The organism is Sphingomonas antarctica (assembly GCF_965137005.1).
Classification (GTDB): Bacteria; Pseudomonadota; Alphaproteobacteria; order Sphingomonadales; family Sphingomonadaceae; genus Sphingomonas_O; species Sphingomonas_O antarctica.
In genome coordinates, this window is record NZ_CBCRXM010000001.1 from 370,696 (window position 1) to 382,582 (window position 11,887).

An 11,887-nucleotide genomic window follows, 5' to 3' on the forward strand; every position below is an offset into this window, starting at 1 on the left:
CAACTAGAGCCGGGGATTGCGTCCCTTGATCTCCGCGGCGTCGGGCCAGCCGAGGCGGTGGCCGAGGCCCGGCGCCCAGCGTTCCCAGCCGCCGTTGAGGGAACCCCACTCCCACATCGCCGTCGCCACCAGCACGCCGAGCATTGCCACGCCGAACGTCAGCGCCTCGATCCGCGGCGCGACCGCCAGCGCGATCGCCAGAAGGAACAGCCCGACACCATGCGACAGCGGCGGATATTTGTTGGCGACCGTGATCCATTTGAACACCAGATTGCCCAGCAGGAACAGCAACGTGCCGCCACCCGCGGTCCAGATCAGCGCGGTGCTGGTCATCGCATGCGGGTGCGCCAGGATCAGTTCGTCGCCGACCGCCGTCACGACGATCCCGGCGACGATCGGCATATGCCAATAGGTATAGGCGTCGCGGCCCAGCCGTCCGGCGTCCACATCGGCGCGTTCCATGACTTCGCCCGCGCGCCGTGCGCCGCTGTCGAAATAAACCCACCACATCGCCGCCGAGGATAGGAAACTGATCACGAACGCCGCCAGTGACACCATGTCGGGATGGTCGAGCGTCGCAAAAGTGTTGCCGGTGACGACGATCGCTTCGCCCAATGCGATGATCACGAACAGCGACACCCGTTCCGCCATGTGCGCGCCCGAAATGTCCCAGTCGCTGATCTTGCTGCGTCCAAGCACGGGGGTCGCAAAGAACACGAACGGCCCGGCATATTCGACCGCCAGCGCGCCCGCCCATAACGGCAATCGCCACGCGGCATCGGCAAATCCACCGGCAATCCACAACGGGGCGCTGAGCACGAAATAAAAGACGATGCGCAGGAAATTCCGCGCACGGTCGCGGTTGCGCGCATGGACCGACGACACGATCATCATCGCCGTCCGCCCGATCTGCATCGCGACATAGACCAGCGCGAACTGCCAGCCATGTTCGACGAATGCGCCGGGCAACCAAACGGCGAGCAACAGCGCACCAAGCATCATCGCGATCAGCATCGCGCGCACCGGCCCGCGTTCGGGGTCCATCCAGTTGGTCGTCCAGCTGGTGTACATCCACAGCCACCAGAGCGCGAGGAAGAGGACCAGCGTCTCGACCGCTCCGAACCAGTCGAGATGCGTCAACAGGCGGTGCGACAACTGGGTTACCGCGAACACGAACACCAGGTCGAAGAACAGTTCGATATTGGTGACGCGGTGGCTATCCTCCGCCTCGCGCGCCCGAAACAGTCCCCGCTTGTCCGCCATGGCGGGAAGCGTAGAGCGACCGGCGAAAGGGAGCAACGATGACGGTCACCCCGCTCGAAGCCTTCGCCGGCCAGGTCCAATATTGCGACGCCAACGACACGCCTGTGACGAGTGCGATCTGCAGCACGCTGATCGCGGCGCTGGACGACACCACCTTGGTCGGACGGCGCGTGCTGGGCTGGCCGGGCAATGCGACCAAGGACGCCGTTCCGTTGCGGCTGGTCGGCGGAATCCACAATGCGTGGCGGGGCGGCAATGCGCCCGAACTTGCCGCGCTGTTCGAACGGGGCGATATCGACGTGACGGCGATGCAGGCATTCCTCGCGCGTGCGAGCGACGCTCTGTTGCCGTGGCTGGATGGTCCGCCGCAGACCAACGAGCCGGGGCGCTCGGCGCAGTTGATGACGGGCTTGCTCGAAATCGCCGCGCGGCATGGCCCGAAGCTCGAAATTCTCGAAATCGGTTCTTCGGCAGGGCTGAACTTGCTCATCGATCGCTTCCACATCGATCTGGGCGGGGTAACGGTCGGTCCGGAGGACTCGACGGTGCGGCTCAAGCCCGACTGGCGCGGCGCACCGCCTCCCGATGTCCCTCTCGACATCGTTTCGCTGCGTGGCGTCGATGTCGCGCCGATCGATGCGACCGATCCGCGACAGGCCGACCGCTTATTGTCCTATGTCTGGTTCGATCAGCCGCAGCGCGCCGAGCGCGTGGCCGCCGCAATCCAGATGCAACGCGACAAGGCGGTCGTGCTCGACAAGGGCGACGCCGCCGACTGGATCGAAGAACGGCTTGCGGAGCCGCAACCTGAAGGCGTCACGCGCGTCGTGATGCACTCGATCGTCTGGCAATATATCGGCGCGGCAGGGCAGGCGCGGATCACGACCGCGATCGAGGCGGCGGGCGCGAATGCCGATGCGCGGCGCCCGCTCGCCTGGCTGCGCGTCGAAGCCAACCGGACCGTCCATCGCCACGAAGTGACAATCCGCAGCTGGCCGTGCCATGCCCGGTCCATGCTCATCGGCTTTTCCCACGCGCACGGTTTTTGGGTGGAACGCCTCGCCGAAGCCGTACCGGGCGACGTTCCATAAGCGGCTTTGGCCCTAAGTTGCCCTATCCAAAAACGCGTCCATCGCCGCATTGACGGCTTCCGGCGCTTCCCACGGCACGAAATGGCCGCAATCGGGGACCTGCTCGATGGTCAGGTCGGTCACGACTTCGTCCAGTCCCTGAAGATTGCAAGGCGGCAGCGCGAGATCGTCCATCGCCCAGATGACCAGCGTTGGAATGGTCAGCTTCGGAAAGCCCGACAGCGGCTGGGCAGGGGGCACATCCTCGCCGATCGCCGGGACGTTCAGTGGCGTCGCGCGATACCAGTTGAGCATGCCGAATGCCGCGTCGCGGTCCTGCCAGTCCTTCAACAAGGCGTCGCGTTCCTCCGGCTCCATCGCCGAAGGCCGGTCCCACTTCACCGCCTTCATCAGGATGCCGGCCAGCCCGTGTTCGCGGACCAGCGCGTCATTCGCCGGATCGCGAAAGGCGCGCATATACTGGCTCGACGCGCGCTGCTCTTCATTCTCGACCAGCAATTTCTGAAAGATAGCCGGGTGCGGCGCGTTGGCGATGACCGCGCGGGTCACCCGGCCATTGGCCTGTCCCATCAGCGCGACACCCCAGGCGATCGCACCGCCCCAGTCATGCCCGACGATGGTGAATTTATCGACGCCGCACGCATCGGCCAGCGCAAAAATGTCGGCGGTTAGCTTGTCCGGCGTGTAAGCCGAAACCTCCTGCGGCTTGGACGATCCGCGATAGCCACGCTGATCGGGCGCGATGCAGCGGAACCTGTCCGAAAAATGCGCCAGCTGATGGCGCCAGGTGCGGTGGCTTTCGGGAAAGCCGTGGAGGAAGATCAGCACCGGCGCGTCGCGCGGGCCGACATCGACATAATCGAGTTCGACGCCCGTCGACAGTTTCGCGCGCTGCATCCTCTCTGTCATCCTACTCTCCCGGGGCTATCGCCTTGATCGCGAGAGCATGGACGCGTTGCCCTGGCAAGTCACCCAGCGCGCGATTGACCATACGCTGTCGCTCCAACCGCGACACCCCGGCAAACGCGGTGCTTTCGATCTCGACCGAAAAATGGCTTTCGCCTGTGCCGTCGTCGCCCGAATGGCCGCTGTGTTTGGCGCTGTCATTGCTGACCAACAGGCTGTTCGGCGCAAATGATTGCCGCAACAGCGTTTCGATTTCGGTTTGCACTTGTCCTTTGGTGTTCATTCGCCAAGTTTAGGCGACCCATGCCCGAACGCCAAACCCGCTTTCACGGCCGCGTGCCACGCCAGGATCGATGCGATCAGCCCGGCTGCGCCGAACCCGGCGAGTTCCGCGCGCCCCTGAGCGCGGGCGATTTCGACGGGCCGGGCCAGTATCGCTGGCTGTGCCTCGATCACGTCCGCGAATTCAATTCGGGCTATAACTGGTTCACGGGCATGACGACCGAGGAGATCGAGGCGTCGCAACGGCCCTATGCCGGGTGGGAACGCGAAACGCGCGCCTTCGCGCATTCCGGTGCCGATACCCCGCCGCGCTGGACCGATTTCCGCGACCCGCTCGACGCGATCAACGCGCGCTTCCGCACCGGCGAGCGCCCGCGCGGCGACGGCAAGCCATTGTCGGGGGACGACCGCCGCGCCCTCAAGGTGCTCGGCCTTAACGCCGATGCCGACCGCCGCGCGCTCCGCCAGCGTTATTCAGACCTAGTCCGCCGCTACCACCCCGACCGCAATGGCGGCGACCGAAGCAAGGAGGGCGACCTGCAAAAAGTCGTTGAGGCGTATCAGAGCCTCAAGGGGTCGCCAGCCTTCGCCTAATACGACGTTTGACACTGTCCGATTGCTTTTGTTAGCCATCGCATAGACTGCGCTACCGTCAGTCGGATCTTTGGGGGGATTATGCGAGTTTTGATTGGCGCTTTGGCGCTGTTCTTCGCCGTGCCGGCGGTTGCCGCAAACAACATTTCCGATTTCTACACCCGCGTTTCGTCGGGGGAGAATCTGGCCCCTGTATTCACGAACCCGATCGGTGCAACTTCCGTCAGGCAATATTCGGTCTTCGTGGAGATTTATGCGCGTGGCCGGGGGTCGATCGGAATCCCGCCGAATTACGATTGGCTGTCGGATGCGTTTTACACCTACGGCTATGACAATGGCGGCGACTATTACGATCTATCGCTCGGCACTACGGCTACGCCGCTCCAGGCTTACCGTCCTGACCAGACGGTTACGCGCGCGATCGTATTTGCCAACGGAGTCGGTCCCGTGGCCTCACCGTACCGGCCCGCTGCGGCTGGCAATTACGAATATCGGTTTGTCATTGATCTCGCGAAAGTCGGTGTTGTCGCGCCAATCGCGCTTCAATTCGGCGTAACTGAAGGGCAATATAGCGATAACCAGGGCAATTACGATCTGACCATTTGGCAGTTGAGTCCGGGGGCGATGGCGGCCACGCCCGAGCCTGGCGCTTGGCTCATGATGATCATGGGCATGGCCTCAGTTGGCGCGGCTGTTCGTCGTCGAGACCGGATCGCTGGAACAGCGACCTCGTCCTAATCCCGATCGGGCGCGCCGCCGGGGAAATAGTGGCGATAGGGCCGCGCGCCTTCGACCTGCCTGGCTACCGAAGGATATGCCAGTAGCCGCGCGCGATAAGCCCTGAGATTGCTCAGCCGGTCAGGAATTGGGTGCACCCAGTCCGCGTAGAACAATGACGGTGCCGCCGAAATGTCGGCAATGGTGAAGCGGTCGCCCACCGCCCAGCCTTCGCCCAAGCACGAATCGAGCCAGGCATAGGCCTTGTCGAGCACTTCGATCCCGCGCGCCGCGCCATCTTCGCTATCGCGCCCCAGCCGCAGGTTCACCGTGCGCTGCGCCGCGTTCATCACATAATTGTCGAATACCCGGTCGAGCATCCGCGCTTCGACGCCAGCCTTGCCGTCGGGGATCAGCCGGGGTTCGGGATGAATGACGTCGAGATATTCGATGATCGCGGTCGCTTCGAAGATCGTCGTGTCGCCATCGGTCAGGATCGGGAACAGCCCGTTGGGCGACAATTCCGCAAGCTTGCCGCCATGTTCGGGCTCTTCGACCATGCGGTATTCATAGGCCAAATCCTTTTCGTCGAGCGCGATCTGCGCCTTCCACGAGTAAGACGAGAAGGGGTGGGCATAGAGCGCAAGCGTCATCCGCGCACCGCCGCCTCGATGGCCGCGACGTCGATCTTCTGCATCGTCATCATCGCGCCAAATGCACGCTGTGCGACGTCACCGCCCTGTGCCATGGCTTCGGTCAGCGCGCGCGGCGTGATCTGCCACGACAAGCCCCATTTGTCCTTGCACCAGCCGCAGTCGCTGGGCTGACCGCCATTACCCACGATCGCGTTCCAGTATCGATCCGTCTCCGCCTGATCGTCAGTCGCGATCTGGAACGAAAACGCTTCGCTATGCCTGAACATGTCGCCGCCGTTGAGGCCCATGCATGGCACACCGCAAACCGTGAAATCGACGGTCAGGACATCGCCCTGCTTGCCGCTGGGATAAGCACCCGGCGCGCGATGCACCGCGGTCACCGCACTGTCGGGAAAGGTGGCCGCATAGAAGTTGGCGGCCTCCTCGGCGTCGTTGTTATACCACAGGCAGATCGTGTTCTTGGCCGTCATCGCGGTTACTCCTTGCCGCCGACCAGGGCGAACTGTGCGCCCTGCGGATCGGCGCCGATGATGATGTGGTCGCCGCCGGGGATTTGGTGCGGACCCATGACGATGGTGCCGCCGTGTTGCTTGACCGTCTCAACCGCTGCGGGGATCGAGGCGACGCGGAAGTAGAACGTCCACCCCGCCGGCTGCCCGGGAGAAACGCCCGCGACCCCGCCGATCAGACTGCCGTGGCGGATCATGTGATATTTGCCCGCCGGACCCATATCCATCTCGCCTTCCGTCACCCAGCCGAACCGCTGAGTATAGAATTTGAGGGCGTGCTCCGCGTCCGCCGTCCACAGCTCGTTCCATGCGACATGTCCCGCGATCGGCGCGTCATAGGCAAAGGCGTTGCTCGACGCGTCGGGATTTCCCGCCGTCGGTCGGGGCGTCATGATGTAGAATCGCGAACCGGCCGGATCGGCCACCATCGCAAAGCGGCCCGCCTCGGGCAGGTCGCGCGCGGGCATCAATACCCGACCGCCACCATGCTCAACACTGGTCACGGTCTGGTCGACGTTCTCGACCTTGACGTAACCGACCCAGCCCGGCGTTGCGCCGCCGGCCTGCATTTCTGCCGTCAGCGTCATCATTCCGCCGACATGTCCTGCGCTCGTCTCGATCTCGCGATATTCGGGCTGATCGCCGACGGTCCAAGGCAGGATCGCGGCGTAAAACGCCGCCGCGCCCTCCGCATCGGGCGTCATCAACTCGTACCAGATCCAGTCGCCATGTTTGTTGGTCATCTCGACCTCCGTTATTTCTTGATGTCGCTCACCACCGAAAAACCGCCGAAGAACATCCGTTTGCCGTCGAACGGCATTTCGGCGGGACCCGGTTCCTTCATCATCTCCGCCCAACCCGCGTCGCGCGTCGCCTTGTCGGGCCAGCCGACGAAGGACAGTCCGGGCATTTCATCGCCCTCCGCTTTGGTCGCGCGATAAAAATCGGTTGTCGAGCCGTGCGGCACATCCTCGCCCCAGCATTCCAGATCGAACAACGCGCCCTGCGCGCCGAACGCCGTCGCGCCGTCCTCGGACATCGTGATGAAGGCGTCTTTTTTTGCCGCAGAGACCGGCGCGATAAAGGCGTCGATATAGCCGGGCTCGCCATCCTTGAACCGCCGTTCGACCACGGGCAGGAAGCTGCCATAAATCATGCGCTTGCCGTCGAATGGCGGCGCTCCCGACATCCGTTCGTCCTTCATCGCAGCACCCATCCCCGCGTCGAGCGCCGCTTTGTCGGGCCATTCCATCCAGCCGAACACGACCTCCTCACCATCTTCGGCAGCAACCGCGCGATAAAAGTCGGTCGTCGTCCCACGCGGGACATCGGCGGCCCAGCCATCGACCACGCGGGTCGCGCCATGTTCGACCATCACTGCATCGACCCGCTTGGCGAATTCGAAATACTCGTCCCTGCGCGCAGTCGGGACCGCCGCGACAAAACCGCTGATATAGGTCATTGCTGTTCTCCATCCTTAGCCACGGGGGCGGGCTCATGGCCCTCGAACGATTTGAGTTGGTCGGCGATCGCGCGCCGGAACGCCGGTCGAGCCTTGGCGCGTTCGAGATAGGCGGTAAGCGTGGGGCGCTGCTTCATCGACGCGCTGCCTTCGCCGACGCGCAGGACGCTGGTCATCGCCAGATCGCCGATAGTGAAATCGCCCTCCAGCCAATCCTTGTCGCCCAGCGAATCCGCCAGCCGGTCGAGCCGCTGCCCCAGAAACTCGTACAGGCTCGGCTTGCGCAGCTTGGCCCACTCCTCGCCGCGCGCGAACACATTGACGTTGGTCAGCTCGAACATCAGCGGCTCGATCGTGTTCATCGCCGCGAACAGCCAGCTGATCGCGCGCGCCCGGGCCTGCGCGCCGGCGGGCAACAGTGTTTCGCCCTTTTCCGCCAGATGGAGCATGATCGCGCCGCTTTCGAACAGCTCGATATCGCCGTCATGCAGCGCCGGCACCTGGCCCCAGGGCTGATCGTGATAATAGCTGTCGGGGCGCGGCGTACCGACCAGCCGTTCGGCATAATCGAGCCCCAACTCCTCGCATGCCCAGCGCGCGCGGTAATCGCGGACATGGCCCCGCGCGAATTCGGGGACCCATGCCAATGACGTGATCACCAAGGGCGACGATGGATCGACCGGCATCAGCTCGCCGCCGGCAGATTATGCGCCATCGCCCAGCGATAGCCGAACGGATCGCGGACCTGTCCGTAACGCGCGCCCCAGAACATGTCGACGGGCGGCATCACGCCCTCGGCACCGGCGGCAACCGCGCGCGCGAACCATGCGTCGGCGTCATCGACTTCGAGGTGCAGCGTGAAGCCGCTCCCCGGCGTCTTGCCGGTGTCCGCCGGGCCCTGATATTCGGGGAACTCGTCGTTGAGCATCAGATCGGCACCGTTCAGCGTCATGCTGGCGTGCATCAACCGGGTGCCGTTTTCCTCGGGCAGACGGAATTGCTCGGTCGCGCCGAACGCCTTGGTGTAGAATTCGATCGCCTCGACCGCGCGCCGGTCGCCGATCGTGAGGTGCGGGGTCAACCCGCCGCGGGGTGTCGGTGCTTCACTCATCACTTCTCTCCTTCGACCAGCGCCGCGAGTTGTTCCGCGCACGCATTCCATCCATCTTCAAAACCCATTGCGCGATGTTGCTCCATCGCTTCGGCGCTCCAATGGCGCGAACTGGCGCGATACAGCGTGCCCTCCGGGTGCGGCTCGACCGACCAGCGGCCGACCATGAATGCCTCGTGCGGCACCCAACCTTTGGTCAGCGCGTCGGTCGACACCCAATGACTCCCGGACACGAATTCGAGGATCACGCCGTCGATTTTGTGTTCCTCACCAGCCGGGCCACGCAGCGTCATCTTGCTCGCGCCGCCTGCGCGCCATTCGATAGTCTCCACGTCGGTGCGCCACGGCTGTGGACACCACCATTCGGCGAAGCGGTTGGTCATCGCGTCCCAGACTTTGTCCGGCGACGCCTTGATGACGCGTTCGATGCTCAGCTCGTTCATTATCACGCTCCCAACAGCGCGCGGACGCGGGCGTCGCGCAAGTACAGGCCGGCCCAGACGAGCACGCCCAGATACACGCCGAACAGCGTGAACCCGAAGAGTGGGCTGCCGACGCGCAGATGGGCGAACACCGCGCCACCCAGATACCCGGTCAGCAATATTGCGCCGAGCGGCGACGTCCGCGGCCAGGCGTAGAACGCGGTGCAGATCGCCAGGACACCACCGAGTAACTGGTAGAAGCTCGTATCCGCCACTATACCAAGCGGCGGACTATTGGCGATCATCATCGCTGGCGCGAACAGCTTTCCCGCCGCGTCCATCCCAAGCAACAGGACGGCCAGCCCGCTCAGGCCGATCCCGAAGCGGCGGCCGGTCAGGCGTGGCGCGCGAGGCACTGCATCGACAGTCAAGCTCGTCATTTCTTCTCTCCTTCTAGCAACATGGCAACGTAGCGTTTCAGGTGCGCGACACTGTCGCGGGCGGCCCCCGCGTCGTTCTTCGCCTTGGCGACGACATAGGCGCCTTGCAGCACCGCCTGAATGTGCAGCGCCAGACCGGTCGGCGACACACCCTTGCGGCCCGCGTCTGTCAGTGCGGCGGCGAGATCGGGCTCGACCGTCGCCGCGGTCGTTTCGATGGCCTGCGCGGCGGCATCGCGGATCGCGGGGTGCGAGATGTGGACCTCCTGCGCCAGCGTTCCGGCGAGGCAGGAGAATTCGTCCGTGCCGCCCTCGATCAACTGCGACCGCAGATCGAGATAGGCGAGCACGCGGTCGCGCGGCGTGGTGCCGTGGACCAAGTCAATTAATTGCTTGCCGATCTCACCCCATCGCGCCGCGACGGCGATGCCCAACGCTTCCTTCGATTTGAAATGATGGAAGAACGCGCCCTTGGTCACGCCCACGGCGGCACACAGATCGTCGACCGACGTCGCGGCAAACCCGCGATTGCGGATGCTGTCCGTCGCCGCCTCGAGCAGGCGCTCACGGGTCGTAACGAGGGGAGGGCGACTCGACATTCACAAGACATACCGACCGGTCGGTATGGTGTCAAATTGTCCAGCACGTGCTTGTCTTTCTTGTCCACCCATAGCATCGCCACAAGCGACATGGCCGAACTCCCCAACACCCAGCCCGACGCTCGCGGCAGCACCATCCTCGACGCGCCCGACAAAAAGGTCAGCGTCCGTGACCTGTTCGGCATCGACACCGACATGATGGTCCCGGCGTTCAGCGAGGCGGACGAACGCGTCCCGGACATGGACGCGAGCTATGTGTTCGACGCGGACACTACCCTCGCGATCCTCGCCGGCTTCGCATACAACCGCCGCGTGATGGTCCAAGGCTATCACGGCACCGGCAAGTCGACGCACATCGAACAGGTCGCGGCGCGCCTCAATTGGCCGTGCATCCGCATCAACCTCGACGCGCATATCAGCCGCATCGACCTGATCGGGCGCGACGCGATCGTGCTGCGCGACGGCCAGCAGGTCACCGAATTCCGCGAAGGCCTGCTCCCCTGGGCGCTGCAGACCCCGACCGCTTTGGTGTTCGACGAATATGATGCCGGTCGCCCCGACGTCATGTTCGTCATCCAGCGCGTGCTGGAAACCGAGGGCAAGCTGACCCTGCTCGACCAGAACCGCGTGATCCGCCCGTCGCCGTGGTTCCGCCTGTTCGCCACCGCCAACACCGTCGGCCTGGGCGATACCAGCGGCCTGTATCACGGCACGCAGCAGATCAATCAGGGCCAGATGGACCGCTGGAACATCGTCGTCACGCTCAACTATCTCCCCGCCGCGGTCGAGGCGCAGATCGTCCTCGCCAAGTCCGGCGAGTACGATCACGAAGGCGGCAAGAAAGAAGTCGATCAGATGGTCAAGGTGGCGGAACTGACCCGCCAAGGCTTCATCAACGGCGACATCTCGACCGTCATGTCCCCGCGCACCGTGATCACCTGGGCGCAGAACGCGATGATCTTCAAGGATATCGGTTTCGCCTTCCGCCTGACCTTCCTCAACAAATGCGACGAAGCGGAGCGGGCGCTAGTCGCCGAATATTACCAGCGCGTGTTCGGCAAGGACTTGCCGGAGAGTGTGGTTGGGAAGGGCTGAGCAGTCGGGCTAGACCAACGTCTGCTAACGACCCAATAGCGGACAATCACTCTATGCAACCCGCCTCTCGATTGCGGACGTTCGCATCATCGTCGATGGTGGGACGATGAAGGCGTTGATTCCTGTGGCACTGCTGGCGGCATATCCAATGCTCGCGCATGCTGATTTTATTGCGACTGGTCCATTTTATTTGCCTACCAATGTAACGACGTCGGACCGAGAGAATATCATGGCAATAGTCGTGGATGCTCAAAAACTAACCGACGGCACAGTATATCTGTGCTCGACATCCACGTCGCTGTCAGTTGGTAGGCAGAACCAGAAGGCTGTGCGCGCTGAGCTAATTGCCGATGGGCTATCCAGCGCGATAATCCGCGTCGGTCAGCGGTGCAGAAGCGAATTGCGTCATCCTTCCATTTCAGAAGCTGCAAGGGATGCCGTCGTCGTGTTTGTCGGCCCAAGCGGCAGCTAACGAGGGGTTGTCAATCATAGCAGCCGTTCCACTTCCCACCAAATAGCGGACTCTCAGCCCCTCACTTCTCCCTTCCAAAATAGGGAATCAAAGCAGAACACACTGCCCGACTCGCGGCCACACTGCAGAGGCGTGGATGCGGATCCAGATGGGGGCGGGGGCTGACAACCTCGTCCGACGGGCGAGAAGACCTGAATCAGCATGAATCAACGGTGCAGTCGAAACGCTTCACAGACATGAATCGGCATGAATCGACCGGCAGGCTAGC

At 63.5% G+C, this 11,887-nt stretch carries 17 protein-coding genes; 5 read left to right on the forward strand and 12 right to left on the reverse strand.

Features of this window, described 5'->3' with window-relative positions; all coding sequences use genetic code 11:
* Positions 1–3: 3 nt before the first annotated feature.
* On the reverse strand, positions 4–1,263 hold the full coding sequence (locus ACM9ME_RS01850; protein ID WP_415641702.1) for a low temperature requirement protein A: 1,260 nt from the start codon (positions 1,261–1,263) through the stop codon (positions 4–6).
* A gap of 38 nt (positions 1,264–1,301) precedes the next feature.
* Between ACM9ME_RS01850 and ACM9ME_RS01855 the strand changes: the two genes are divergently transcribed.
* Positions 1,302–2,354 carry a DUF2332 domain-containing protein gene (locus ACM9ME_RS01855; protein ID WP_415641703.1) on the forward strand — a complete coding sequence of 351 codons (1,053 nt, stop codon included), beginning with the start codon at positions 1,302–1,304 and terminating at the stop codon, positions 2,352–2,354.
* Between the two features lie 12 nt (positions 2,355–2,366).
* On the opposite strand, the gene ACM9ME_RS01860 is transcribed toward ACM9ME_RS01855, so the two are convergent.
* Together ACM9ME_RS01860 and ACM9ME_RS01865 are read right to left on the reverse strand one after the other, a co-directional pair.
* Entirely contained in the window at positions 2,367–3,263 is an 897-nt protein-coding gene (locus ACM9ME_RS01860; protein ID WP_415641704.1) for an alpha/beta fold hydrolase, read from the reverse strand.
* Position 3,264: 1 nt separating this feature from the next.
* Complete coding sequence (locus ACM9ME_RS01865) at positions 3,265–3,543, reverse strand: BolA family protein (protein WP_415641705.1); 279 nt, start codon at positions 3,541–3,543, stop codon at positions 3,265–3,267.
* Between the two features lie 20 nt (positions 3,544–3,563).
* On the opposite strand from ACM9ME_RS01865, the gene ACM9ME_RS01870 reads away from it, so the two are divergent.
* Together ACM9ME_RS01870 and ACM9ME_RS01875 are read left to right on the forward strand one after the other, a co-directional pair.
* Positions 3,564–4,136, forward strand: coding sequence for a J domain-containing protein (locus ACM9ME_RS01870; protein WP_415641706.1), 573 nt, complete (start codon positions 3,564–3,566; stop codon positions 4,134–4,136).
* A gap of 102 nt (positions 4,137–4,238) precedes the next feature.
* Positions 4,239–4,874, forward strand: a complete 636-nt coding sequence (locus tag ACM9ME_RS01875; protein ID WP_415641707.1) for a PEP-CTERM sorting domain-containing protein — start codon at positions 4,239–4,241, stop codon at positions 4,872–4,874.
* Here ACM9ME_RS01875 and ACM9ME_RS01880 read toward each other — a convergent pair.
* Genes ACM9ME_RS01880 through ACM9ME_RS01920 form a run of 9 tightly spaced genes read right to left on the reverse strand, consistent with a single transcriptional unit; the run spans position 4,871 to position 10,052 of the window.
* Positions 4,871–5,506, reverse strand: coding sequence for a glutathione S-transferase family protein (locus ACM9ME_RS01880; RefSeq protein ID WP_415641708.1), 636 nt, complete (start codon positions 5,504–5,506; stop codon positions 4,871–4,873). The genes ACM9ME_RS01875 and ACM9ME_RS01880 overlap by 4 nt on opposite strands.
* Complete coding sequence (locus ACM9ME_RS01885) at positions 5,503–5,979, reverse strand: VOC family protein (protein ID WP_415641709.1); 477 nt, start codon at positions 5,977–5,979, stop codon at positions 5,503–5,505. The genes ACM9ME_RS01880 and ACM9ME_RS01885 overlap by 4 nt, the downstream gene beginning before the upstream one ends.
* A 5-nt stretch (positions 5,980–5,984) precedes the next feature.
* Positions 5,985–6,761 carry a VOC family protein gene (locus ACM9ME_RS01890; protein WP_415641710.1) on the reverse strand — a complete coding sequence of 259 codons (777 nt, stop codon included), beginning with the start codon at positions 6,759–6,761 and terminating at the stop codon, positions 5,985–5,987.
* Between the two features lie 11 nt (positions 6,762–6,772).
* On the reverse strand, positions 6,773–7,480 hold the full coding sequence (locus ACM9ME_RS01895; protein WP_415641711.1) for a DUF1428 domain-containing protein: 708 nt from the start codon (positions 7,478–7,480) through the stop codon (positions 6,773–6,775).
* Positions 7,477–8,166 carry a glutathione S-transferase family protein gene (locus ACM9ME_RS01900; protein WP_415641712.1) on the reverse strand — a complete coding sequence of 230 codons (690 nt, stop codon included), beginning with the start codon at positions 8,164–8,166 and terminating at the stop codon, positions 7,477–7,479. The genes ACM9ME_RS01895 and ACM9ME_RS01900 overlap by 4 nt, the downstream gene beginning before the upstream one ends.
* The gene (locus ACM9ME_RS01905) at positions 8,166–8,591 is read right to left on the reverse strand and encodes a VOC family protein (protein WP_415641713.1); all 426 of its coding nucleotides are present in this window, start codon (positions 8,589–8,591) and stop codon (positions 8,166–8,168) included. The genes ACM9ME_RS01900 and ACM9ME_RS01905 overlap by 1 nt, the downstream gene beginning before the upstream one ends.
* Positions 8,591–9,034 (reverse strand): SRPBCC domain-containing protein, encoded by a 444-nt coding sequence (locus ACM9ME_RS01910; protein ID WP_415641714.1) that lies wholly within the window; start codon positions 9,032–9,034, stop codon positions 8,591–8,593. Before ACM9ME_RS01910 ends, ACM9ME_RS01905 begins: the two co-directional genes overlap by 1 nt.
* A 2-nt stretch (positions 9,035–9,036) precedes the next feature.
* Positions 9,037–9,453, reverse strand: a complete 417-nt coding sequence (locus ACM9ME_RS01915; protein ID WP_415641715.1) for a DoxX family protein — start codon at positions 9,451–9,453, stop codon at positions 9,037–9,039.
* Complete coding sequence (locus tag ACM9ME_RS01920) at positions 9,450–10,052, reverse strand: TetR/AcrR family transcriptional regulator (protein WP_415641716.1); 603 nt, start codon at positions 10,050–10,052, stop codon at positions 9,450–9,452. Before ACM9ME_RS01920 ends, ACM9ME_RS01915 begins: the two co-directional genes overlap by 4 nt.
* A 90-nt stretch (positions 10,053–10,142) precedes the next feature.
* On the opposite strand from ACM9ME_RS01920, the gene cobS reads away from it, so the two are divergent.
* Together cobS and ACM9ME_RS01930 are read left to right on the forward strand one after the other, a co-directional pair.
* Positions 10,143–11,147 carry a cobaltochelatase subunit CobS gene (gene cobS / locus ACM9ME_RS01925; RefSeq protein ID WP_415641717.1) on the forward strand — a complete coding sequence of 335 codons (1,005 nt, stop codon included), beginning with the start codon at positions 10,143–10,145 and terminating at the stop codon, positions 11,145–11,147.
* 106 nt (positions 11,148–11,253) lie between these two features.
* Positions 11,254–11,619, forward strand: coding sequence for a hypothetical protein (locus tag ACM9ME_RS01930; protein WP_415641718.1), 366 nt, complete (start codon positions 11,254–11,256; stop codon positions 11,617–11,619).
* The last annotated feature ends 268 nt before the right edge of the window (positions 11,620–11,887 follow it).

Excerpts from the sequence above, each read along its gene's own strand:
- ACM9ME_RS01860 (WP_415641704.1), bottom strand. The coding sequence starts at position 3,263 with ATGACAGAGAGGATGCAGCGCGCGAAACTGTCGACGGGCGTCGAACTC.
- ACM9ME_RS01930 (WP_415641718.1), top strand. The coding sequence starts at position 11,254 with ATGAAGGCGTTGATTCCTGTGGCACTGCTGGCGGCATATCCAATGCTC.
- ACM9ME_RS01880 (WP_415641708.1), bottom strand. The coding sequence starts at position 5,506 with ATGACGCTTGCGCTCTATGCCCACCCCTTCTCGTCTTACTCGTGGAAG.
- cobS (WP_415641717.1), top strand. The coding sequence starts at position 10,143 with ATGGCCGAACTCCCCAACACCCAGCCCGACGCTCGCGGCAGCACCATC.
- ACM9ME_RS01905 (WP_415641713.1), bottom strand. The coding sequence starts at position 8,591 with ATGAGTGAAGCACCGACACCCCGCGGCGGGTTGACCCCGCACCTCACG.
- ACM9ME_RS01895 (WP_415641711.1), bottom strand. The coding sequence starts at position 7,480 with ATGACCTATATCAGCGGTTTTGTCGCGGCGGTCCCGACTGCGCGCAGG.
- ACM9ME_RS01900 (WP_415641712.1), bottom strand. The coding sequence starts at position 8,166 with ATGCCGGTCGATCCATCGTCGCCCTTGGTGATCACGTCATTGGCATGG.
- ACM9ME_RS01865 (WP_415641705.1), bottom strand. The coding sequence starts at position 3,543 with ATGAACACCAAAGGACAAGTGCAAACCGAAATCGAAACGCTGTTGCGG.
- ACM9ME_RS01850 (WP_415641702.1), bottom strand. The coding sequence starts at position 1,263 with ATGGCGGACAAGCGGGGACTGTTTCGGGCGCGCGAGGCGGAGGATAGC.
- ACM9ME_RS01870 (WP_415641706.1), top strand. The coding sequence starts at position 3,564 with ATGCCCGAACGCCAAACCCGCTTTCACGGCCGCGTGCCACGCCAGGAT.
- ACM9ME_RS01885 (WP_415641709.1), bottom strand. The coding sequence starts at position 5,979 with ATGACGGCCAAGAACACGATCTGCCTGTGGTATAACAACGACGCCGAG.
- ACM9ME_RS01855 (WP_415641703.1), top strand. The coding sequence starts at position 1,302 with ATGACGGTCACCCCGCTCGAAGCCTTCGCCGGCCAGGTCCAATATTGC.
- ACM9ME_RS01920 (WP_415641716.1), bottom strand. The coding sequence starts at position 10,052 with ATGTCGAGTCGCCCTCCCCTCGTTACGACCCGTGAGCGCCTGCTCGAG.
- ACM9ME_RS01890 (WP_415641710.1), bottom strand. The coding sequence starts at position 6,761 with ATGACCAACAAACATGGCGACTGGATCTGGTACGAGTTGATGACGCCC.
- ACM9ME_RS01910 (WP_415641714.1), bottom strand. The coding sequence starts at position 9,034 with ATGAACGAGCTGAGCATCGAACGCGTCATCAAGGCGTCGCCGGACAAA.
- ACM9ME_RS01915 (WP_415641715.1), bottom strand. The coding sequence starts at position 9,453 with ATGACGAGCTTGACTGTCGATGCAGTGCCTCGCGCGCCACGCCTGACC.